The sequence below is a fragment of the Demequina sediminis genome (assembly GCF_030296675.1).
Classification (GTDB): domain Bacteria; phylum Actinomycetota; class Actinomycetes; order Actinomycetales; family Demequinaceae; genus Demequina; species Demequina sediminis.
Window position 1 is genome coordinate 1,908,486 of record NZ_AP027736.1, and the last position, 20,085, is coordinate 1,928,570.

At 70.6% G+C, this 20,085-nt stretch carries 25 protein-coding genes and 3 tRNA genes; 11 read left to right on the forward strand and 17 right to left on the reverse strand.

What is annotated here, in order from left to right:
* Positions 1-30: 30 nt before the first annotated feature.
* The 3 genes from QUE44_RS09750 (at position 31) to QUE44_RS09760 (ending at position 2,910) form a co-directional block, all read left to right on the forward strand.
* Positions 31-1,599, forward strand: coding sequence for a threonine/serine exporter family protein (locus tag QUE44_RS09750; RefSeq protein ID WP_286214325.1), 1,569 nt, complete (start codon positions 31-33; stop codon positions 1,597-1,599).
* A complete protein-coding gene (locus QUE44_RS09755; protein WP_286214326.1) occupies positions 1,596-1,820 on the forward strand; it encodes a hypothetical protein in 225 nt (74 codons plus the stop codon). Before QUE44_RS09750 ends, QUE44_RS09755 begins: the two co-directional genes overlap by 4 nt.
* A 778-nt stretch (positions 1,821-2,598) precedes the next feature.
* A complete protein-coding gene (locus tag QUE44_RS09760; protein ID WP_286214327.1) occupies positions 2,599-2,910 on the forward strand; it encodes an ArsR/SmtB family transcription factor in 312 nt (103 codons plus the stop codon).
* Between the two features lie 22 nt (positions 2,911-2,932).
* Here the strand turns inward: QUE44_RS09760 and QUE44_RS09765 are convergent, their stop codons facing one another.
* From QUE44_RS09765 to purT, 4 genes are all read right to left on the reverse strand, one after another.
* Complete coding sequence (locus QUE44_RS09765; RefSeq protein WP_286214328.1) at positions 2,933-4,228, reverse strand: adenylosuccinate synthase; 1,296 nt, start codon at positions 4,226-4,228, stop codon at positions 2,933-2,935.
* A gap of 85 nt (positions 4,229-4,313) precedes the next feature.
* Positions 4,314-5,333, reverse strand: coding sequence for a class II fructose-bisphosphate aldolase (gene fbaA, locus QUE44_RS09770; protein WP_286214329.1), 1,020 nt, complete (start codon positions 5,331-5,333; stop codon positions 4,314-4,316).
* Positions 5,334-5,423: 90 nt separating this feature from the next.
* Positions 5,424-6,074, reverse strand: coding sequence for a TrmH family RNA methyltransferase (locus QUE44_RS09775; RefSeq protein ID WP_286214331.1), 651 nt, complete (start codon positions 6,072-6,074; stop codon positions 5,424-5,426).
* Positions 6,071-7,258, reverse strand: coding sequence for a formate-dependent phosphoribosylglycinamide formyltransferase (gene purT, locus QUE44_RS09780; RefSeq protein WP_286214333.1), 1,188 nt, complete (start codon positions 7,256-7,258; stop codon positions 6,071-6,073). Before purT ends, QUE44_RS09775 begins: the two co-directional genes overlap by 4 nt.
* A gap of 37 nt (positions 7,259-7,295) precedes the next feature.
* Here purT and QUE44_RS09785 point away from each other — a divergent pair, with 37 nt between their 5' ends.
* A complete protein-coding gene (locus QUE44_RS09785; protein ID WP_286214334.1) occupies positions 7,296-8,036 on the forward strand; it encodes a VTT domain-containing protein in 741 nt (246 codons plus the stop codon).
* Here the strand turns inward: QUE44_RS09785 and QUE44_RS09790 are convergent.
* From QUE44_RS09790 to QUE44_RS09810, 5 genes are read right to left on the reverse strand one after another with little or no spacing between them, the layout of a single operon-like run.
* Positions 8,024-8,749 (reverse strand): type III secretion system chaperone family protein, encoded by a 726-nt coding sequence (locus QUE44_RS09790; RefSeq protein WP_286214336.1) that lies wholly within the window; start codon positions 8,747-8,749, stop codon positions 8,024-8,026. The two genes, QUE44_RS09785 and QUE44_RS09790, sit on opposite strands and share 13 nt — an antisense overlap.
* A 2-nt stretch (positions 8,750-8,751) precedes the next feature.
* Entirely contained in the window at positions 8,752-9,312 is a 561-nt protein-coding gene (locus QUE44_RS09795; protein ID WP_286214337.1) for a LemA family protein, read from the reverse strand.
* 56 nt (positions 9,313-9,368) lie between these two features.
* Positions 9,369-10,277, reverse strand: coding sequence for a hypothetical protein (locus QUE44_RS09800; protein WP_286214338.1), 909 nt, complete (start codon positions 10,275-10,277; stop codon positions 9,369-9,371).
* 55 nt (positions 10,278-10,332) lie between these two features.
* Positions 10,333-10,914 (reverse strand): orotate phosphoribosyltransferase, encoded by a 582-nt coding sequence (gene pyrE / locus QUE44_RS09805; protein WP_286214339.1) that lies wholly within the window; start codon positions 10,912-10,914, stop codon positions 10,333-10,335.
* A gap of 46 nt (positions 10,915-10,960) precedes the next feature.
* A complete protein-coding gene (locus QUE44_RS09810; protein WP_286214340.1) occupies positions 10,961-11,725 on the reverse strand; it encodes an SDR family NAD(P)-dependent oxidoreductase in 765 nt (254 codons plus the stop codon).
* Positions 11,726-11,768: 43 nt separating this feature from the next.
* Between QUE44_RS09810 and QUE44_RS09815 the strand changes: the two genes are divergently transcribed.
* Together QUE44_RS09815 and QUE44_RS09820 are read left to right on the forward strand one after the other, a co-directional pair.
* On the forward strand, positions 11,769-12,560 hold the full coding sequence (locus QUE44_RS09815) for an exodeoxyribonuclease III (protein ID WP_286214341.1): 792 nt from the start codon (positions 11,769-11,771) through the stop codon (positions 12,558-12,560).
* A 2-nt stretch (positions 12,561-12,562) separates the two neighbouring features.
* Positions 12,563-13,210, forward strand: a complete 648-nt coding sequence (locus QUE44_RS09820) for a septum formation family protein (protein ID WP_286214342.1) — start codon at positions 12,563-12,565, stop codon at positions 13,208-13,210.
* A gap of 31 nt (positions 13,211-13,241) precedes the next feature.
* Here the strand turns inward: QUE44_RS09820 and QUE44_RS09825 are convergent, their stop codons facing one another.
* Complete coding sequence (locus QUE44_RS09825) at positions 13,242-13,682, reverse strand: variant leucine-rich repeat-containing protein (protein ID WP_286214343.1); 441 nt, start codon at positions 13,680-13,682, stop codon at positions 13,242-13,244.
* A 276-nt stretch (positions 13,683-13,958) separates the two neighbouring features.
* On the opposite strand from QUE44_RS09825, the gene QUE44_RS09830 reads away from it, so the two are divergent.
* Genes QUE44_RS09830 through QUE44_RS09840 form a run of 3 tightly spaced genes read left to right on the forward strand, consistent with a single transcriptional unit; the run spans position 13,959 to position 16,824 of the window.
* Entirely contained in the window at positions 13,959-14,609 is a 651-nt protein-coding gene (locus QUE44_RS09830) for a response regulator transcription factor (RefSeq protein ID WP_286214344.1), read from the forward strand.
* Positions 14,606-15,778, forward strand: coding sequence for a sensor histidine kinase (locus tag QUE44_RS09835; RefSeq protein ID WP_286214345.1), 1,173 nt, complete (start codon positions 14,606-14,608; stop codon positions 15,776-15,778). The genes QUE44_RS09830 and QUE44_RS09835 overlap by 4 nt, the downstream gene beginning before the upstream one ends.
* Positions 15,775-16,824 (forward strand): DUF8320 family protein, encoded by a 1,050-nt coding sequence (locus QUE44_RS09840; RefSeq protein WP_286214346.1) that lies wholly within the window; start codon positions 15,775-15,777, stop codon positions 16,822-16,824. The genes QUE44_RS09835 and QUE44_RS09840 overlap by 4 nt, the downstream gene beginning before the upstream one ends.
* A gap of 38 nt (positions 16,825-16,862) precedes the next feature.
* Here the strand turns inward: QUE44_RS09840 and QUE44_RS09845 are convergent, their stop codons facing one another.
* A complete protein-coding gene (locus tag QUE44_RS09845; RefSeq protein ID WP_286214347.1) occupies positions 16,863-17,252 on the reverse strand; it encodes an SHOCT domain-containing protein in 390 nt (129 codons plus the stop codon).
* Between the two features lie 126 nt (positions 17,253-17,378).
* A tRNA-Arg gene (locus QUE44_RS09850) sits at positions 17,379-17,454 on the reverse strand.
* 144 nt (positions 17,455-17,598) lie between these two features.
* Between QUE44_RS09850 and QUE44_RS09855 the strand changes: the two genes are divergently transcribed.
* Together QUE44_RS09855 and QUE44_RS09860 are read left to right on the forward strand one after the other, a co-directional pair.
* Positions 17,599-18,102, forward strand: a complete 504-nt coding sequence (locus QUE44_RS09855; protein WP_286214348.1) for a hypothetical protein — start codon at positions 17,599-17,601, stop codon at positions 18,100-18,102.
* On the forward strand, positions 18,006-18,245 hold the full coding sequence (locus QUE44_RS09860) for a TetR family transcriptional regulator C-terminal domain-containing protein (protein WP_286214349.1): 240 nt from the start codon (positions 18,006-18,008) through the stop codon (positions 18,243-18,245). Before QUE44_RS09855 ends, QUE44_RS09860 begins: the two co-directional genes overlap by 97 nt.
* Before the next feature lie 58 nt (positions 18,246-18,303).
* Here the strand turns inward: QUE44_RS09860 and QUE44_RS09865 are convergent.
* The 5 genes from QUE44_RS09865 to QUE44_RS09885 form a co-directional block, all read right to left on the reverse strand.
* Positions 18,304-18,395: transfer RNA gene (locus QUE44_RS09865), tRNA-Ser, on the reverse strand.
* A gap of 97 nt (positions 18,396-18,492) precedes the next feature.
* Positions 18,493-18,580, reverse strand: a tRNA-Ser gene (locus tag QUE44_RS09870).
* 7 nt (positions 18,581-18,587) lie between these two features.
* Positions 18,588-19,016: a hypothetical protein gene (locus QUE44_RS09875; RefSeq protein ID WP_286214350.1), complete on the reverse strand. Its 429-nt coding sequence runs from the start codon at positions 19,014-19,016 to the stop codon at positions 18,588-18,590.
* Between the two features lie 85 nt (positions 19,017-19,101).
* Positions 19,102-19,704, reverse strand: a complete 603-nt coding sequence (locus tag QUE44_RS09880) for a GTP-binding protein (RefSeq protein ID WP_286214352.1) — start codon at positions 19,702-19,704, stop codon at positions 19,102-19,104.
* Positions 19,685-20,083, reverse strand: coding sequence for a DUF742 domain-containing protein (locus QUE44_RS09885; RefSeq protein ID WP_286214354.1), 399 nt, complete (start codon positions 20,081-20,083; stop codon positions 19,685-19,687). The genes QUE44_RS09880 and QUE44_RS09885 overlap by 20 nt, the downstream gene beginning before the upstream one ends.
* Positions 20,084-20,085: the final 2 nt, after the last annotated feature.

Consider the following 20,085-nt stretch of genomic DNA (forward strand, 5'->3'; position numbering starts at 1 on the left):
ACCACGACCGGTGCGAGGGGGTCACGCGACATGGCACGCACGGTGATTCTCCGCGCGCTCGCCGCGCTCGCGCTCACCGGCGCCGTGGCCGTGCTGGGTCTCGGGGCGGGAGCGTGGCCCGCGCACGCGACGCCCACGCCGACCGCGAGCGCGACTCCCGCAGCGACCTCCACGCCGTCACCGACCGCCGAGCCCACGCCCACCACGACCCCGGCGCCGACCGCGACTCCGCTCCCCACAGCAACCGCCACCGCGACACCCACCGCTGAACCCACCGCGTCGCCCACGGCGAGCGCGAGCCCGTCCGCCGGCGCGACCCCCACGGCGTCCGCGAGCCCGACCGCCTCCCCCACGCCTTCGCCCACCGCGTCGCAGCCCACCGTGGTGGTGCCGGCTCGACAGCCGGGAATCGTGACGTCGGAGGTGTCGACGACCACGCTCGTGATCGCCCTCGCGGTGCTCGCGGCGAGCATCCTGCTGCTGTGGTACCTGGTTCGCACCCAGCGCACGCCGGACGGGGAGGACGGATGGGCGGCCGCGGCGTCGCGCTCGCGTCCCGCCCGCACCGGTCACGTGCCCGCGGGTGCGGCGCTCGAGGCGCTCACCGCGATGGGCCGCGCGATGATCGGCTCGGGCTATCCCGTCGGACTCGTCCAGGACGCACTCGAGGAGATCGCCACGGTCAACGGCCTCCCCGGCACGCACGCCGTGGTGCTGCCAACCTCGATCATCGTGTCCACGGCCGAGCGCGGTCGCACCAAGACCCGTGCGGTCTCGGCGGGCGGCGGCGCCTACACGCTCGCGCAGATCGACGCGATCGATACCTTGCAGACCCAGGCTCGCCGCGGCGACATCTCCGCGGCGGCGATTCCGCACCGCCTCACGGAGATCACCGCCGCCGATCCACCCTTCGGCCGCGCGCTGCGACTCGCGGCGTACCCCGTGCTGTCGGCGTCGATCGCGGTGCTGCTGGGTGCGTCGTGGGCCGGAGTGTTGGTCGCCGGGCTGCTGGGAGTCGGGGTCGGGCTGTTGCTCGTGTTCGCGGAGACGGTGCGGCCCAGCTATTCGGCGCTCGTGATCGTCGGCGCCGCACTGGGCGTGTCGATCGTGGGGCTGCTCGTCGCGCGCACCTCGGTCGATCCCGGCGTGCTCCCCTCGGTGGTCGCTCCCCTGGTCATGTTCCTGCCGGGAGGGCTGCTTACGACCGCGGTCATCGAGCTCGCGACGGGGCACATCGTGTCGGGAGCGGCGCGCGCCGCGGCCGGCGCGATGAGGCTGGTCCTGCTCGCGGCGGGCATCGTCGCCGCGGGCGCGCTCGTGGGCGTGCCGGAGGTCGAGCTCAGTGCGGCCGCGGATCCGCTCGGTCCGGTGGCCCCGTGGATTGCGGTCGCGCTGTTCGGGCTCGCGATCGGGGTTTTCCAGAGCGCGCGTCGCGGAGCGATCGGGTGGATCCTCATCGTTCTCTATGTCGCGTACGGAGCGCAGGTGATCGGAGACCTGTTCCTCGACGGGGTGTTGTCAGCCCTCGTGGGTGCGGCGGCGATGACCCCCGTCGCGATCCTCGTCGCGCGCCAGCGCTCGGGACCCCGGCGATCGTGAGCTTCCTGCCCGCGTTCTGGCTGCTGGTCCCCGGCGCCCTGGGCCTCGTGGGGGTAACGGGCGTGATCGATGGCAGCGACTCGGGCGCCGCCACGCTGGTTACGACCGCGGCGACCATGGTCGCGATCGCATTGGGCGTGCTGATCGGACTCGCGGCGACGAGCTCCCTGCGTGCGGCGGGCTCGCGCAAGGCCGAGGGCGCGCAACCACCGCCGACCTAAGGGGGCGGGGCCGCCCGTCGCCCCGTCGCCCCGTCGCCCCGTCGCCCCGTCGCCCCCGAAGGCTCCCCTCCTCCTCGTCCCCTCCGGACCCCTCTCCACGCTGTTTCAGCCTTTGCTCACACAGCTCCGGCATGGCGCTCCTTCGCGACCACGAGAAGCACGACACCGCAGGTAGATGGCACCCCGCCCCGACCAACGATGGACAATGGCGGCACTGTTCGAGGAATCGCTGAAACAGCCGCGAGACAACCTCGGACGCGCGCAGCCTGACGGACGGGGAGTGGGCTGGACGGGGTCTGGGCACGACGGGGAGTGGGCTGGACGGGGTCTGGGCACGACGAGGTCTGGGCAAGACGAGGTCTGGGCACGACGGGGTCTGGGAAAGGGGGAGAGTCGGCCGGATGGATGGGGCGCCCGTCCCCGTCCCCGTCCCCGTCCCCGTCGCCGCCCCCCGGAAGGCTCGCTCCTCCGGACCCCTCTCCGCGACATTTCAGCAATCGCTCACACAGCTCCGGCACGGCGCTCCCTCGCGACCAGGAGAAATGCGACACCCCAGGTAGATCTCTACCCACTCCCGGCGAGAGCCGACCATGGGCGCGCTGTTTGAGGAATCACTGAAACAGCCACGAGACAACCCCGGACGGACGGCGCCTGCCGGACGGAGGCTGGGCCGCACGGAAGAACCGGGGCAGCGCGCCACAGGGAGGCCGGAGCATCGGCTCTCCACAGAATCACGCGAGGCCGCCCGTCCCGGAGCTCCCCGACCTACGATGCGCAGATGCGGGACACGGACCTCTTCGACGACGCCTTCGAACTGGACGCGACGTTCCACGCCCTCGCGAGCCCCGTGCGCCGCTTCATCCTCGAGCTCCTCGAGCCCGAGTCGGCTGCGGCGGGTGACCTCGCGGCTTCGGCCGCGTCAATGTTCGGGATCTCCGCATCACGCGTCTCGCAGCACCTGACAGTCCTCGATCGCGCCGGACTGGTGGTCGTCGAGACCGAGGGCACGTGGCGGTACTACGACGTCGAGCGGGGCTCCGCCGCGGCAGCCGTCGAGTGGCTACACCGGCGGGGCCTCGCCAGTCGCTAGCAGGCCCCCGACCCGCCCGCGCCTACGCGCGGGTGTGCAGGAGGTCGTTGATCTGGATGATCTCGTCGCGGCCGGGGCCCACGCCGATCGTCGAGATGCGGCAGTCGCTCAGCTCCTCGACGGCCTTGACGTAGTCCTGGGCGTTGCGCGGCAGGTCCGAGAACTCGCGGCATCCCGAGATGTCCTCGTCCCAACCGGGGAACGTCTCGTAGACCGGCTCCGCGGCCGCGAAGGCAGCCTGGTCGAGAGGCAGATCCTGGTGGCGCACGCCGTCAACGTCGTAGCTCACGCACACGGGGATCTCCTGGATTCCGGTGAGCACGTCGAGCTTCGTGAGCACGATGTCGGTGAGGCCGTTGATGCGCGACGCGTAGCGCGTGATCACAGAGTCGTACCAGCCACAACGGCGCGGACGTCCCGTCGTGGTGCCAAACTCGTAGCCCACGTCGCGCAGGCGGTCGCCCCACTTGTCGAGCAGCTCGGTGGGCATCGGTCCCTCGCCCACGCGCGTGGTGTACGCCTTGGCGATGCCGATCACCGAGTCGATTCGGGTGGGGCCCACGCCGGAGCCGGTGCACGCACCGCCCGCGGTCGCGTTCGAGGACGTGACAAACGGGTACGTGCCGTGGTCGACGTCCAGCATCGTCGCCTGACCGCCCTCGAAGAGCACGGTCTCGCCCGCGTCGAGGGCGTTGTTGAGCACGAGTGAGGTGTCGGTGACGTGCGGCGCGATCCGGTCGCGGTACGCGAGCAGCTCGTCGGCGACCTCGTCGACCGAGATCGCGCGGCGGTTGTAGACCTTCACGAGCAGGTGGTTCTTCGCCACGAGCGCGCCCTCGATCTTGTCGCGGAGCAGCGACTCGTCGAAGAGGTCACCCATGCGCAGGCCCAGGCGGTTGATCTTGTCCGCATAGGCCGGACCGATTCCGCGTCCCGTCGTGCCGATCTTGCGCTTGCCGAGGAAGCGCTCCGTCACGTTGTCGAGCGTGCGCGCATAGGGGGCGATGATGTGGGCGGCGTTCGAGACGAGGAGGTCCGAGGTGTCGACACCGCGCTCATTGAGCGCGTCGAGCTCCTCGAACAGCACGCGCAGGTCCACGACGACGCCGTTGCCGATCACGGGCGTGCAGCCCGGCGTGAGGATTCCCGACGGGAGCAGGTGCAGCGCGAACTTCTGGTCACCGATGACGACCGTGTGGCCGGCGTTGTTGCCGCCGTTGAACTTCACCACGTAGTCGACGCGCGAGCCCAGGAGGTCCGTCGCCTTCCCCTTGCCCTCGTCGCCCCACTGCGCGCCAACGATCACTGCTCCGGGCATCGTGCCCCTCCCCTAATGTCTGTGGAAACGTGCGAAGGCCTCCGCAGTCAAACGACCGCGGAGGCCTCCCTCACGAGTCGGTCGTTCAGATCTTCTTGCCGGCCGAGCCGAGCTGCTGGCAGGCCTCGACGACGCGAGCGGCCATGCCAGCCTCGGCGAGCTTGCCCCACGCGCGCGGGTCGTAGGCCTTCTTGTTGCCCCACTCGCCGTCGACCTTGAGGACGCCGTCGTAGTTCTTCATCATGTGGTCGACCACGGGGCGCGTGTAGGCGTACTGCGTGTCCGTGTCGATGTTCATCTTGATCACACCGTGCGAGACGGCCGTGGCGATCTCCTCGGCGGTCGAGCCCGAGCCACCGTGGAACACGAGGTCGAACGGCTTCTCCTTGCCGAACTTCGCGGCGGCGGCGGCCTGGATGTCACCGAGGATCTCGGGACGCAGCTTGACGGCACCCGGCTTGTACGCGCCGTGCACGTTGCCGAACGTCATGGCGGTCAGGTAGCGGCCCTTCTCGCCGAGGCCGAGGCGCTCGATCGTGGCGATGCCGTCCTCGGGGGTCGAGTAGAGCTTGTCGTTGACCTCGGCCGAGTGGCCGTCCTCCTCGCCGCCGACGACGCCGATCTCGATCTCGAGGATCGTGTCAGCAGCCTGCGAGAGCTCGAGGAGCTCCTCGGCGATCGCGAGGTTCTCCTCCATCGGCACGGACGAGCCGTCCCACATGTGCGAGTTAAAGATCGGGCCCTTGCCCGCGGCGATCGACTCGGCCTCAAGCTTCAGCAGCGGCTTCAGCCACTCGTCGAGGTAGACCTTGTGGCAGTGGTCGGTGTGCAGCGCGATGGTGACGCCGTACTTCTCCGCGACGACGCGGGCGTACGCGGCGAGCGCGAGCGAACCCACAACCGCGTCCTTGATGGTCGAGCCGGAGGCGTACTGGCCACCGCCCACCGAAACCTGGATGATGCCGTCGGACTCGGCCTCCGCGAAGCCCTGGATGGCTGCGGTGACGGACGACGACGACGTGATGTTGATCGCGGGGAACGCGTAGCCGCCGGCCTTGGCGGCGTCCAGCATCGCGGCGTACGACTCGGTGGTGGCGATAGCCATGGGTAACTCCTGAGCTTGTGCGGATGGAACCGCGGTCCATTCTGTCAGATAACGCAGGTGTCGGGGTGGCGAAGGTCCTAGGGCGAGCGGTCAGCCGTGACCCGCGTCGACGTCACCGTGGAGGCGCACCCACGCGTGCATCGCGATGGCCGCGGCGGCCCCGGCGTTGATGGATCGCGTCGACCCGTATTGCGCGATCGCCAGCGTCGCGACCGCGCGCTCCCTCATCGCCTCGGAGAGGCCGACGGACTCCTGGCCGAAGACCAGAACGCACTCGCGAGGAAGCTCATACGTCTCAAGCGGCACCGAGCCGGGCAGGTTGTCCACGCCGACCACAGGCAACCCCGCGGCGTCGGCCCATGCGGCGAAGTCCTCGACCGTCGGATGGTGGCGAATGTGCTGGTAGCGGTCCGTCACCATGGCACCACGCCGGTTCCACCGACGGTGGCCCACGATGTGCACCTCACGCGCGAGGAACGCGTTGGCGGTGCGGACCACGGAGCCGATGTTGAGATCGTGGTGCCAGTTCTCGATCGCGACGTGGAACGGGTGACGGCGCTGATCGAGGTCCGCGACGATTGCCTCGAGCGTCCAATACCGGTAGCGGTCCACGACGTTGCGACGGTCGCCATATGCCAGCAGCTCGCGGTCGTAGCGGGGGTCGGCCGGCCACTCGCCCTCCCACGGGCCCAGCCCGTGGTGAGGCGCGAGGTCGCCTGTCTCGACCGAACTGCCGCTCACGCGAGCTCAATCCGCAGAGCCGATGCCGACGCCCTCGCCTTTTCGCGCGCCTGGGCGACGTCCTCCCCGCGCGCAAGCGTCACCGCCACCCTGCGCCGTCCTTCCACACGAGGCTTGCCGAAAAGCCGCACGTCCGTGCCCGGCTCCGCCACGGCATCGTCCACGCCCGCGAACACCGGCACGCCCGAGCCCTCGGCAAGCACCGCGCACGAGGCCGCCGCGCCGAGCGACAGCACCCCGGGCACCGGCAGCCCGAGGATCGCGCGCGCGTGCAGCGCGAACTCGCTCAGGTCCTGCGAGACGAGCGTCACGAGGCCCGTGTCGTGGGGGCGCGGCGAGACCTCCGAGAACAGCACGCGGTCTCCCGCGACGAAGAGCTCCACCCCGAAGACGCCCCGACCGCCCAGCGCCTCGGTCACCGCCCCCGCGATCCGGCGGGACTCGGCGAGCGCCGACTCGGACATCTCCTGCGGCTGCCACGACTCGCGATAGTCACCGTCGACCTGCGTGTGGCCCACGGGCGGCAGGAACGTCACGCCTCCGGCGTGGCGGACGGTGAGCAGCGTGATCTCGTAGTCGAAGTCGACGAAGCCCTCGACGATCACCCGCGAGCCGCCGGCGCGGCCGCCCTCGACGGCGTACGTCCACGCCGCGTCGATGTAGGCAGGCGTGCGCACGACGGACTGCCCCTTGCCCGAGGACGACATCACCGGCTTGACCACGCACGGCGTGCCGAGCTCGGCGACAGCCGCGGCGAAGTCATCGCGCGTGTCGACGAACCGGTACGGCGAGGTGGGCAGCCCGAGCTCCTCCGCCGCGAGGCGCCGGATGCCCTCGCGGTCCATCGTGAGGATCGTCGCGCGTGCGGTCGGGATCACGGTCGACAGCCCCGACTCCTCAACCTCCGCGAGCACCTGCGTCGCGATGGCCTCGATCTCGGGGATGACCAGGTGGGGACGCTCGGCGTCGATCACGGCGCGTAGTGCAACGGGGTCGAGCATGTCGACCACGTGGGCACGATGCGCGACGGACATGGCGGGGGCGTGCGGATAGCGGTCGACGGCGATCACCTCGACGCCCAGCCGCGCGAGCTCGATCGCCACCTCCTTGCCCAGTTCTCCCGAGCCGAGCAGCACCGCCCTGGTCGCGGTGGGCGTGAGCGGGGTGCCGAGAGTGACGGTCATGGGCTCATCCTCGCAGTGCGGACGTACGATTACCGACGTGAACACCGCCGCACTTGCCGCAAGCCTGCCCACCCTCGGACCCGGGTGGCTCGACCCCGAGACCATGATCGAGTCCTTCATCTCGAGTTTTGGCGGCTGGGCGCTCGCCGCGATCTGCGTGGTCATCCTCATCGAGACGGGGCTGCTGTTTCCGTTCCTGCCGGGAGACTCGCTGCTGTTCACGGTGGGGCTGTTCATCGGCACGGGCCTCTTGGACGTGCCGCTGTGGGTCGCGTGCCTCGCGCTGTTCCTCGCGGCCTTCATCGGCGACCAGCTCGGCTACTTCATCGGCCACAAGGCGGGGCCGGCGATCTTCAACCGGCCCGACTCGCGGTTCTTCAAGCGCGAGCACATCGACAAGACGCACGCCTTCTTCGAGCGCTACGGGGGAAGGGCGATCGTGCTCGCCCGCTTCGTGCCGTTCGTGCGCACGTACATCCCCGTGGCGGCCGGCATCGGCCGCATGCACTACGGGCACTTCATCAAGTTCAACGTGATCGGCGCATTCGTCTGGGCCGTGGGCGTGACGGTGCTCGGCTACTTCCTGGGCAACGTCGCGATCATCCGCGACAACCTCGAGGTCGCCGCGCTGGTGATCGTCTTCGTGTCCGTCCTGCCGATCGTGATCGAGACGATCAAGCACCGCCGCGAGGCGAGCCGCGCCGTCGAGGCCATCGCGGAGGACATCACCGGCGAGGACGCCGACTCCTCGCCCGCCGGGCCTCCTCAGCTGCCGTAGTCGGCGAGCACGAACGGCGGGATGAGGCCCACCAACGCCTCGAGCCGGTCAAGCGACGCGTCCAGGGTGGACAAGTCGGGACGCCCGGTGCGCACCAGCGCGAGCACGGCCCCCTCGATCACGAGGGTCGCTCCCCACCATTCCCTGCGCAACAGCTCCTCGATCACGTGGGGCGCGAGCACGGCGTGCGCGTACGCGTCGTCGCGCGCGCTGACCCGCCATCGCTGGTTGAACGCGTGCGACTCGGTGTCGACGTCGCCCCAGCCGAGCCCGGTGAGGAGCCGCTGCAGGCCGTCGTCGGGAGACAGGCGCAGCACGGGCAGCGCCCTCGCGAGCGGGATCCACACCACCTGGTGGTCCGTGCGGGTCGTGGTGCGGCGGCCCTTCGAGTCGCGCGAGTGATCGATCACCACGTAGCGAAAGGCCTGGAAAGGCCGGCCCTCGCGAGAGCCGGTGATGATCTCGCGAGCCTCGCGCTCGTCCCCGCCACCGAAGGGCCTGGTGGTGAGCCGCTCGGCAAGAGAGTCGTCCCGCGGGGTATAGACCCACCCGCGCGAGTCGACCAGCGCGCGCACGCGCGCGAGCCGTTCCTGCTCCGCGCGGTAGTAGCGCACCGCGCCGGCGACGACCACTGCCGCCGCGATCGCCACCAGCGCGATCATGACCGCGGAGGTGACCCCGTTCGAGGCATCGACCGTGAAGCCCGGCCCCACGGCTAGAACTGAACGTTGGGCGCCTGGCGCGCTGCGTCCTCGGTCTCGAAGTACTCCTCGCGAGCGAAGCCGAACATGTTCGCGATGATCACCGTCGGGAAGGTCTCGATGCGCGTGTTGAGCGTGCGCACGTTCGCGTTGTAGAAGCGTCGGCCCGCCGCCACGCGGTCCTCGGTGTTGGTGAGCTCCTGCTGGAGCTGCATGAAGTTCTGGTTGGCCTTGAGGTCCGGGTACGCCTCGGCGACCGCGAAGAGCCTGCCCAGCGCCTGGGTGAGGATGTTCTCCTGGGCGGCCTGCTCGGCGGGCGAGGAGCCCGGAGCGGCCGCGATCGTGCGCGCCTGGGTGACGGCCTCGAGCGTCTCGCGCTCGTGCTTCGCGTAACCCTTGACGGTCTCGACCAGGTTGGGAATGAGGTCGTGCCTGCGCTGCAGCTCGACATCGATCTGGCGCCACGCCTCCTGCACGAGGTTGCGCAGCGTGACCAGCCCGTTGTAGGCGGCGACGGCCCACAGCGCCACGATCACAAGAATCACCGCGAGCGCGATGAAGAACCACTCCAGCATGTGTCTCTCCTGACGTCTCTCGCGACTCTAGCGAGGAACGTCCGCGCGCGGCACCCTCACGCGCCAGACGAGGGGTTTTCCTCGGGATCGCGCCACGGGTTGAGTGGCTCGTCCTCCGCGCCGATGCCGGTGTACCGGCGAGAGGTCAGGGCGCCTGGGGTGGTGGCCCAGTCCGGGCCCGTGAGCGGGGCGTCCGGCTCGCGCATCGCGTGGCCCTGTTCCTCGTAGCGGCGCAGCACGTGGGCCGGGATGCGGCGCGCGACGCCCACCACGACGTCGAGCCGCTTGGCGAGCGTGTCGACGGCCTCGCGGCCCGGCCCCCACACCATCACCGCGCCTCCATCGATGCGGATCGACCTGCCGTGCGCGTCCCACGCGAGGAGCCGCTCGATCATCCGCGGGTCGATCACGTCGTGGCCGTACTTACGGTCGCGGGCGATCACGCGCCAGCGGGCGTTGAACTCATGAGACTCGACCTCGATGTCAATGCCGCCGAGGGCCTGGGCGACGTGATGGGCGAGGTTCTCGGGGACGATGTCGAGGCGCGGCAGCGCGACCGGCAGCTCCGCGAGCGTCACGTGGAAGGACTGCACGACCGCGCTCTCACCCTGACGCGTGGTCTCGACCACGTGGGTGAAGGCGGCGCACCGCAGCCCGGCATAGGTGCCGCGCAGCACGTCTTCTTGGCGCACCGAGTCACCCACCAGGTCGAACGGCATGCCGGTGAAGCGCGTCGAGTACGCGGCCGTGCGCGGCACGTGCTCCCAGCCGTGCGCCCGCGCGAACTTCTCGGCCTGGTCGCGGTGCGTGTACGCGGAGTACGCCTCCCACCCGCCGAGCACCACGAACGCGACCCCCGCGATGATGACCGCGGGGACCGCCGGCAGGGCGCCCGAGACGAGGGCGATAGCCACCATGCTCGCCAGCACGCCGGTGCCCACCCTCATCGACATCAGCGTGCGCATGGGGCTCACCCTAGCGGGCGGCGCCGGGCGCCAGCAGGTGCGCCCGGCATCGTTCCTACTGGAGGCCCAGGTCCTCGAGGCCGTAGAGCGCGAGATAGGGAAGGCCCGCCTCCTCGATGACCTCGCGCGCTCCGGTCGCGCGGTCGACGATCACGGCCACGGCGACCACCTCCGCACCCGCCTCGCGGAGCGCCTCGACCGCCGTCAGCACCGAGCCGCCCGTGGTCGAGGTGTCCTCGACGGCGACGACGCGCCGGCCGGCGACGTCGGGTCCCTCGATGCGGCGCTGCAGTCCGTGCGCCTTCGACTCCTTGCGCACCACGAAGGCGTCGAGGTCGAGGCCGCGCGATGCGGCGGCGTGCAGCAGCGCGGTCGCGACGGGATCCGCGCCCAGCGTGAGCCCGCCCACGGCGTCGATGTCGGCGGGGCCGTACCCGGCCTCCTCGAGAGCGTCGAGCAGGACGTGCCCCACGAGCGGGGCCGCGCGGTGGTGCAGCGTGATGCGCCGCAGGTCCACGTAGTAGTCGGCCTCGCGGCCCGACGCGAGGGTGATGCGGCCGCGCACGACGGCCAGCTCCGTGATGAGGTCGCGCAGCTGCTCGCGCGGCGTTCCCGTGAGGGCGATTCCGGTGGTCATGGCGCCCAGACTAGTGGCGTCGGTCGCGCGGACGGTGAGCGGCGGCTCAGTCCCGCTGCTGGCTGCGGCGCCCCCGCGTGAGGCGACCGGGAAGGACGCCGAGCAGCGCTCCCGCGACCGCGTACCGTGCCGAGGGGGTCACGACGGTCTGGCCGCGGCGCACCGCGGCGAGCGCGGCGGTCACGACCTGCTCGGGGTCGAGCCACGCGGCGTCGGGGAACTCGTCGCGCATGTGCCGCAGCGAGGCCGCGTCGTGAAAGCGCGTCCGCACCAGGCCGGGGAGCACCGCGGTGGCGGTCACTCCCGTGCCCGCGAGTTGGCCCGCGAGCGCCTGCGTGAACTCGACGGCCCACCGCTTGTGGGCGGCATACGTGCTGTTCGACAGGTGTGCCGCGATCGATGCGACGTTGACCACGGCGCCGTGGCCGCGCGCGATCATGCCGGGCAGCACGGCGTGCGTGAGGCGCAGCGGCGCGGTCACGTGGACGTCGAGCAGGGCGCGCTCCTGGTCCCACGTCGAGGCGGTGAAGGGGGCGCCGATGCCGTGCCCGGCGTTGTTGACGAGCAGGCTGACCGGGCGGTCCGTCGCGGACAGCCGGGCGGCCACCGCCTCGCGGCCGTCGTCGGTCGACAGGTCCGCCGCCATGACCTCGGCGGATCTCCCCGTCGCGGATCGCACGAGGTGGGCGACCTCGCTGAGCCGGTCGCGCGAACGGGCGACCAACACCACGTCGTGGCCGGCGGTGGCGAGCTGCCACGCGAACTCCTCGCCCAGTCCGGCGGATGCTCCAGTGACGAGTGCGATGGCCATGGCTCCAACCTACCGGCGGCGCGCGCGCCGGTAGGTTGGCTCCATGCGCCTCGCCACCTGGAACGTGAACTCCATCCGCGCGCGAGTCGACCGCGTGGTCGACTGGCTCGAGCGGTCCGAGACGGACGTGCTCGCGATGCAAGAGATCAAGTGCAAGCCCGAGCAGTTTCCGCGCGAGGCCTTCGAGGCCTCCGGCTACGAGCTCGCGATCCACGGTCTCAACCAATGGAACGGCGTCGCGATCGCGTCGAGGGTCGGTCTCGCCGACGTCGAGAGCGCGTTCCCCGCTCAGCCGGGCTTCGACAAGGCCGGCGTCGATCCCATCGTCGAGGCGCGCGCCCTGGGCGCCACATGCGGCGGCGTGCGGGTGTGGAGCCTGTACGTCCCCAACGGGCGCGGCCTCGCGGATCCCCACTACACGTACAAGCTCGACTTCCTCGCGCGGCTGCGCGACGCGGCCTCCACGTGGGCCGACTCCCCCACCGCCCTCGTGGGCGACTTCAACGTCGCGCCGCTACCCACCGACATCTGGTCGGAGGAGGACTCCGAGGCCGTCACTCACGTGACGCCCGAGGCCCGCGCGGCCTTCCACGCGTTCGAGGACGCCGGCTACGTTGAGCTCTCGCGCCGCTTCCTGCCCGCGGAGCGCACGTACACCTTCTGGGACTACAAGCAGCTGCGCTTCCCCAAGGGCGAGGGGATGCGGATCGACTTCGTCTACGCCTCCGCGCCGCTGGCCGCTCGCGCGACGGCCGGCAGCATCGTGCGCGACGAGCGCAAGGGCAAGGGCGCGTCCGACCACGTGCCCGTCGTCATCGACTTCGCGGACGCGTGAGCATGAGCGACGACTTCGCACCCCCGCCCGCCCTCGGGACGGCCCCCGTGCGCCCGACCCGATCGGCGGAGGCCGCCGCCCCGGCATCGGCGCTCCTCGACGGTGGGGCACCCGCGCGCCCACGCAAGCGGAGCCGGCGCGGAGTGGTGCTCGCATGGATGCTCGGCGGCGCGACCGCGCTCGCGATCGCGGGTGGGGTGGTTGCCGACGTCGTGCTCGAGGCAGGCGCGCGGTCGATCGAGCCGGTGCAGCGCGGGGCGACGGGCGCGGTGTCGGGCATGGCGGTGGTCGAGGGCCTGTGCCTCGAGGATGTGCCGGGTGACGGCGCCACGGTGGGCGAGGTCATGGCCGTGCCGTGCGCCGAGCCGCACCGTGCCGAGACCATTGCCGCGCTGACGTTCACCGAGCCCGAGTGGATCGGAGCCGGGACCATCGCGACGCGCTCGCAGGAGTTCTGCGCCGGTCGGGTCGCGTTGCTGCGCGAGGAGGCGGACGATGCCGCGGCGGGCGTGGTCGACGGCCTCGCGTGGCGCGTGTGGGCGCCGTCGCGTGAGACGTGGGAGGCGGGCGATCGCACTGCCGTGTGCGTGGTCACCTCCGCGCAGGCGTGGACCGGGTCCTTCGAGGCCGGGACCGCGTCACCGGAGTGAGCGCGGCGCCCCCTGGTGACGCAGCGGGCTGTTAGCCCAGCAGGCGCCCGCGTGCGGAGATCGCGGCAAGCACCGCGGGCTCGCCCTGCTCGGTGAGCCACTGCAGGAGGCTCGCGGGTGACGACGGGTTCGCGGCGATCGCGGTGCGCAGCTCGGGGTGTCCATACGCGAGCTCGGACAGCTCGGAGGGCGTCGCATAGGGGCTCGACGCGAGGAGTCGCTCCGCGCCCGGACCCTGCGCGCCGAACGGCGCGGGCGCGACCGGGAACTCGACGGCCGGTCGTGCAGGCACGCTCGCGGCGGGAGCCTGCCGCGCACCCCGCGGCTCGCTCACGGCAGCGCGAATCAGCACGGCGCCCACCGCAAGCGGCAGCACCGGCAGCGCCAGCACCACGGGCGGGACGGTGACGTCGACCACGTACTCGGCGACGAGTGCAAAGCCCACGAAGGCCACGGCGCCGGCGAGGAACACGATCCTCGAGCCTGGCGTCAGGGCCACGCGGGGGTGAAGAGAGGTGATGACGACGAGTGCGAGCAACCCCCGGTGACGACGAGTGCCACTGACTCACTCGACCAGCCCACCACTCGAACCCCTCTCCACCTCCCGCGTGTACCTCACGAAGAAACTCCCACCGGCGCGCACCCCGCTCAAGCCCCCATTTATGGGGGCACCACCTCGAATACGCCTTCATCCAGGGATGACGACCGAGAATCGACTAGGATTCGGTCTCGTAGAAGGGGGTGAACCGTGGCCGCAGCGTCCGCACGCCGGGTCATCGCTTTGGTCGAGGACCACGCGCTGATCTCCTTGGGCTTCCGGGACCTGGTCGAGGGGACGCCCGATCTCGATCTCGCGGGACTCGTCGAGACCGTCGATGCGCTGCCCGGCCTGGGCCGCACCCTCGATCTCGTGGTGCTCGACCTGCGTCTCGCGGACGGGTCGACACCCGAGTCCAACATCGCCGCGATACACGCGCTGGGCGCGCACGTGCTCATCTACACCGGAGGCGAGGACCGGCGCCTCATCCAGTCGGCCGCGCGGGCCGGGGCGCTGGGCCTCATTCGGAAATCCTCCGAACCCGACGTCCTTCTCGACGCGATTCGCACGGCTGCCGCGGGCCAGGAGGTGTTCGGCACCGACTGGGCCGCCGCGATCGACTCCGACGACTCGATCGCGGACGCCAGGCTCAGCGCGCGCGAACGCGAGATCCTGTCGCTGTACGCCTCGGGCCTCACCGCCTCTTCGGTCGCGCGTCACCTGGGAGTGTCGCGCGAGACGGTGGCCGACTACGTGAGCAGGATCCGCCGCAAGTACGCCGACGCGGGCCGCCCCGCACAGTCTCGCGTCGACCTGTACAAGCGTGCCCTCGAGGACGGTCTTCTCGAGGGACCTCAGTGACCGTCGCCGAGCATCCGGCACGCGAGCGCATTCAGCGCACCCTGCTCTTCGCGCTCGGCATCGGCGGACTCATCTTCGGGGCGCTGATGGCCACCGGCGGCTCGGGCTTCCTCGCGCAGATCGGCCAGCTCCGCTCGCCGTTCGGCATCGCCACGGTCGTGGTGGGTGTGGGGATCCCCGTGGTGTACCCCGTGCTGTCGCGCACCATGCCGATCCGTCCGCTGCTGGGCCTCGCGGGCGGCACGTCGCTGGCGTTCCTCGCGATCCAGGTGGCGTGGCCCGCCTTCATGATCGACGACGTCCTCGCGGACGACACCACGCCATGGCTCCAAGGCGTGACCGCGATCCATGCGACCGCGCTCGCGATCGCGTGGCCGCGACCCCTCGTGTGGCTGTTCCCGTTGCTCCAGGGCCCGGTGGTCGCAATGGTGCAGGTCCAGGTGAGGGACGATGCCGCGCTCGAGGCCGTCCTCGACGGCCTGGGGGCGGTGATCTTCTGCCTGATCGTCACAGGGGTGTCCGTGGCCCTCATCGCCGCTGGCGATCGCCAGGACGCCGCGGCCGAGCACGCGCGCGAACAGGCCGCCCTCGAGGCCACGCGGCGCACGCGCGAGGCCGAGCAGACCCGTATCAATGCGATCGTGCACGACGACGTGATGTCGGTCCTGCTTGCCGCCTCGCGCGTCACGCCACCCGCGGAGCTCGCCGACCAGGCGCGACGCGCGATCACGCGCGTCGAGACGCTCGCGAGCGGGCGCAGCGAGTCGCGCGACTACGATCCCGAAGAATTCGTCGCGGTCGTGCGTTCGACCGCGGCGGCGCTCGCACCCGAGGTCCCCGTGCGGTACGCCGTCGACGGCGAGTCGCCGCTTCCCGCCGGGGTCGTGGCCGCCTTCGCCGAGGCGACGGCGGAGGCCATGCGCAACGCGCTCGGCCACGCCGGTCCCGACTGCGGCGCGCGCGTGGAGATCGATGTCGACGACTCCACGGCCCGCGTGGTGGTGTCCGATCAGGGGCCAGGATTCTCCCCCGCCAAGGTCTCCCAGCGACGGCTCGGCATCCGCGTGAGCATCCTCGAGCGCATGCGCGCCGTCGCGGGCGGAGACGCTGAGATCAGCTCAAGCCCCGGCACGGGAACCACCGTGACGCTCGCGTGGAGCAGGCCGTGAGTCGGGCGGATCGCGTGACGGCGCCTCAGGCCTCGCGCACGGTGGACGTCAGTAGGCTCCTCGCGCTGCGGTCGGAGGGTGCCGCGCTCATTCTCGGCGTCTTCGTCGTCACCAACATCGTCTTCACCGTCACCACGATCGACACGCTGTCGGTGGCCTGGCCCGCCTACGTGGCCGCGGTCATCGTCTCCGCCGCCGGCGTGCTGCTCGCGCGCCCCCATCCCGACCCGTTCCCCTTGCGAGACTCGTTGCTCGTGATCGGGGCGGTGATCGTGTCGACCGCGCTGATCTCCTGGTGCCTGCCCACCGAGGGTCCGACGGGACGTGCCTCGTGGCACCTGGGATCCAACACGTGGCTGCTGTGGTTCCTCATCCTGCGCGGGCGGGCCGGATTCGCATGGATGGCCGCGGGCCTCATGACCGCCATCACGGCGGCGTGGACCGTGAGCACCGGACGCTCGGTGCTCACGGGGGTGATGATGGTCGACACGCAGCTTGGGCTGCTGGTGGTCGCGACGCTGTTCGTCGCGAGCCTGCGCCGCACCGCGCATCGCATCAACGCCCTGACCGAGCGCTCCGTCGACGCCTCGGCAGCGGCGGCGGCCGCCGAGGCGGGGCGCCAGGTGCGGTTGCAGCGCGCCGCAGAGGTCGCGGTCGCCTCGAGGCCACTCCTCGAACGCATCGCCACGGGCGAGCCGCTCACAGACCAGGAACGCGCGGCGGGGCGCGAGGGCGAGGCGCGGCTACGAGACGGCGTGCGCGGACGCTCTCTCGCGACCCCGGCCGTGCTCGACGCCGCCGCGGCCGCGCGGAGCAGGGGAGTCGACGTGACACTCCTCGACGACCGCGGCACCGGCCTCGCGGGCGGCGACGCGATGGCGAGGGTCGAGACGCGCGTCGCGCGGATCCTGGGCGATGCCACCGAGACGGTCACGGTGAGACTCTTGCCTCCCGGCCGCGAGGCGGCGCTCACCGTCGTCGCGATCGCCGGCGACACGGTCACGCGGCTCGCGCTCGACGAGGACGGACGCGACACGGCGGCCTGACCCCGCAGGGCCAGACCGCCGTGACGGAGGCGTGAGGACTACGCGAGCGCGCGGGCCTTGAGCGTGTCGAACTCCGCCTGGGAGATCGCGCCAGCGTCGAGCAGCTCCTTGGCCGCCTTGATCTCCGCGGCCGGTCCGGCCTCGTCGATCAGGCCGCGCGTGTACTCGACCTGCGCGGCGCGCACCTGCTTCGCGGCGACGAGGTCGCGCTCGGCCATCCCGCGGCCCCGCGCGAAGATGTAGATGAGCGAGCCGAGGATCGGGAGGACCACCAGGAGCAGGGTCCACGCGATCTTGCCGGCGACCGAGAGCTGCTCGTCCCTGAAGATGTCCATGACAAACCGGATGACGAGGAAGATGAAGGAGATCCAGATCGCGAACCACAGCGACCACAGGAGGATGTCCACAAAGTGAGAGAGGAAGTCCATCGCAGTGCCTTTCCGCAGCGAGGACGGGCGTCCGGGCTGACAACTCGCACGCTAGACCCTGGGGGGTACCTCAGCGCCTGGCAAGCCCCGGAAAACGACGAAGGCCGGACCCTGAGGTCCGGCCTGTGGCGCGCCCGGAGGGATTCGAACCCCCAACCTTCTGATCCGTAGTCAGATGCTCTATCCGTTGAGCTACGGGCGCATGACCCTTGCGAGCCGAGACACAACTATACAGGGTCTCGAGGCGTGGTTGCGCACGCTCGCGCCGCTCGTCTCAACGATGCATCACCGCCACCACGCGGGTCTAGAGTCGAGACACCGGGACAACGACGTTCGGGAGGCGGTCATGACACAGCAGGTGAGCATTCAGGGGCCCGGCGGCGATCGCCTCAGCCTCGCCGACGACGAGCGCACGGTACTCGCCGCGGCACTCGAGGAGATTCGCGAGCACGGCTATCGCGACGGCTCCTTCGCGCGCATCGCCCGTCGCGCGAGGCTTGAGCCCGACGAGCTGTGCCGGCGGTATCCCGACGAGCGGCTGCTCCTCGTGGACGCGCTGCGGTACCGCGACGACCTCGGGATTGACCTGCTTCCCGCCGCGCAGCGGGACGGCCGAGCCCTGCTCCAGGGCTTCATCGACGTCGCGCGCTTCTCGAGCGAGACACCGGGTTCGGTCAAGCTCTTCGCGATCCTGTCCGCCGCCGCGACCGCGCCCGACCACCCCGGCCACGAGTACTTCCGCGAGCGCTACGCGTGGCTCCGCGAGCTCTTGATCGACGCGCTGCGCGAGCTCGAAGAGGAGGAGAGCTGCGCCGCAAGTCCGATCCCGAGGAGATCGCCGCGCAGGTGATCGCCCTTCTCGACGGCTTGCAGGTGCAGTGGCTGCTCGACCGCACCGCGGTCGACCTCGAAGGGCTCGTACGGGGCTTCCTCAACCGCCACCTGCACCGGCCGCTGTCTCCCGGCCGTCCTCTCGTGCTGCCGGGAGACTGAATCGGAGCATCGTCCTCACGCAGTCGAAAGGCCCCTCCGAGGAGGGGCCTTTCTGAAGCGGAGACGGTGGGATTTGAACCCACGGAGGAGGTATAAGCCCCTCACGGTCTTAGCAGGACCGCGCACTAGACCTGACTATGCGACGTCTCCAAGGGTGCCCAGGATAGCGGGCTCGGGGTGGCGCGGGCAAAAGCCCTCCCGCTGGGTCCCGACGCGGCACGCGCGACGGGCCAGGCCGAACACTGAGCGGAGAGTGCGGGATTCGAACCCGCGGAGACGGGTTACGCCTCAACAGTTTTCAAGACTGTCACCTTCGGCCGCTCGGTCAACTCTCCTTGGCGCCTAGGCGCCGGTGACATTGTGCCAGCCCGGAGCGAGGCCCGGGCTCAGCACCTGCAGCTCGTAGAGCTCGGAGGCCCGGGCGAGCTCCGCGTCGTACGTGAGGATCGCGTGAATCTCGGGATGAGCGACGGCCGCACCCAGGTGCAGCGCCGCGAAGGGCTTGAGCACCGCAACCGCATGCGTCGACACCGACATGTTGTGCTCCGAGAACCGGATCACGGGGATCGACGCTCGCACCATCTCGACCACGTCGAAGGCCTTGGACTTCTGCTCGCGCGGATACAGCTCCGCGGCCTGGCGCAGCTCCGTGAATCCCAGCTGGGTGGTCGCGAGCTCCCCGATGCGCGGGACCGCGAAGTCGTTGAACTCGTCGAAGTAGCGCACGCCCGGCAGGAACCTGCACAGGGCCGAGCCATCGACGTAGATCACTGTGCAAGGGTAGCGCCGGACACGGGAGCGCCCCCGCAACCGGCCTCAGCCCGGATGCGGGGGCGCTCCCCGTTCATGGTGGTGGTCAGCGGTCCTTGATGCGACGCATCGCGAGCTGCACCACCGAAATGAGGGCCTGCTTGGTCGCGGCCTTCTCACGGGCGTCGGTGTACATCACCGGGACGTCGTCCGGGATGCCGAGCGCCTCGCGGACGTCCTCGAGGGTGTGGCGCGCCACGCCGTCGAAGCAGTTGACGCACACGACGAACGGGATGCCCCGGCCCTCGAAGTAGTCGACCGCGGGGAAGCACTGATCGAGACGCTCGGTGTCGACCAGCACCACGGCGCCGATCGCGCCGCGCACCAGGTCGTCCCACATGAAGAGGAAGCGATCCTGGCCCGGCGTGCCGAACAGGTAGAGCCACAGCGACCCGGGCAGCGCGATGCGGCCAAAGTCCATGGCGACCGTCGTGGTGGTCTTGCGGTCGGTGACGCCACCCGCATCGTCGACGCCCACCGAGTGCTCGGTCATGGCGGCCTCGGTATTCAGCGGGTCGATGTCGGAGATGGAGCCGATGAAGGTCGTCTTGCCGACGGCGAAACCGCCTGCAATCACAATCTTCACGACCGTGGGCGCGGCGTTGACCGCGGGAGCGGCGACCGCCGCGTTAGAGGGCTGCGATGCCATCGAGGACACTCTCCAGGAGGCTCAGGGACAGTCCGCCGGACGAGTCGTGAGTCGACTCATCCTGCGCGGTTCCGCCCACGTGGATCTTCAGATAATTGACTGCGGCAAGATCCGTCACCAGCACCCGGACCACACCCAGCGGAAGCCGGGTGTGGGCCGACAGCTCGGCCACGGACTGGTACTCCCCTGAAGCGAGCTCCAGGATCTTCTTCTTCTCAGGGGTGAGCCCCGTCAAAGCCTTGGTGTCGGTCGTGGTCTCGACCAGCGCCTCCATCGGGAGGTCCGTGCTCGCGGCGCTGACACGCCCGCCCGTCACGGCGTACGGCCGTACGGTGTAGGCCTCCTCCTCGCCGTCGTGCGGCATCGTCGCGTCGCTCATGG

Coding starts and splice junctions, on each gene's coding strand:
- QUE44_RS09765 (WP_286214328.1), bottom strand. CDS start 4,228: ATGCCCGGAGCAGTGATCGTTGGCGCGCAGTGGGGCGACGAGGGCAAG.
- QUE44_RS09855 (WP_286214348.1), top strand. CDS start 17,599: ATGACACAGCAGGTGAGCATTCAGGGGCCCGGCGGCGATCGCCTCAGC.
- QUE44_RS09885 (WP_286214354.1), bottom strand. CDS start 20,083: ATGAGCGACGCGACGATGCCGCACGACGGCGAGGAGGAGGCCTACACC.
- purT (WP_286214333.1), bottom strand. CDS start 7,258: ATGACCGTCACTCTCGGCACCCCGCTCACGCCCACCGCGACCAGGGCG.
- QUE44_RS09750 (WP_286214325.1), top strand. CDS start 31: ATGGCACGCACGGTGATTCTCCGCGCGCTCGCCGCGCTCGCGCTCACC.
- QUE44_RS09760 (WP_286214327.1), top strand. CDS start 2,599: ATGCGGGACACGGACCTCTTCGACGACGCCTTCGAACTGGACGCGACG.
- fbaA (WP_286214329.1), bottom strand. CDS start 5,333: ATGGCTATCGCCACCACCGAGTCGTACGCCGCGATGCTGGACGCCGCC.
- QUE44_RS09820 (WP_286214342.1), top strand. CDS start 12,563: ATGAGCGACGACTTCGCACCCCCGCCCGCCCTCGGGACGGCCCCCGTG.
- QUE44_RS09880 (WP_286214352.1), bottom strand. CDS start 19,704: ATGGCATCGCAGCCCTCTAACGCGGCGGTCGCCGCTCCCGCGGTCAAC.
- QUE44_RS09795 (WP_286214337.1), bottom strand. CDS start 9,312: ATGCTGGAGTGGTTCTTCATCGCGCTCGCGGTGATTCTTGTGATCGTG.
- QUE44_RS09845 (WP_286214347.1), bottom strand. CDS start 17,252: ATGGACTTCCTCTCTCACTTTGTGGACATCCTCCTGTGGTCGCTGTGG.
- QUE44_RS09815 (WP_286214341.1), top strand. CDS start 11,769: ATGCGCCTCGCCACCTGGAACGTGAACTCCATCCGCGCGCGAGTCGAC.
- pyrE (WP_286214339.1), bottom strand. CDS start 10,914: ATGACCACCGGAATCGCCCTCACGGGAACGCCGCGCGAGCAGCTGCGC.
- QUE44_RS09810 (WP_286214340.1), bottom strand. CDS start 11,725: ATGGCCATCGCACTCGTCACTGGAGCATCCGCCGGACTGGGCGAGGAG.
- QUE44_RS09800 (WP_286214338.1), bottom strand. CDS start 10,277: ATGCGCACGCTGATGTCGATGAGGGTGGGCACCGGCGTGCTGGCGAGC.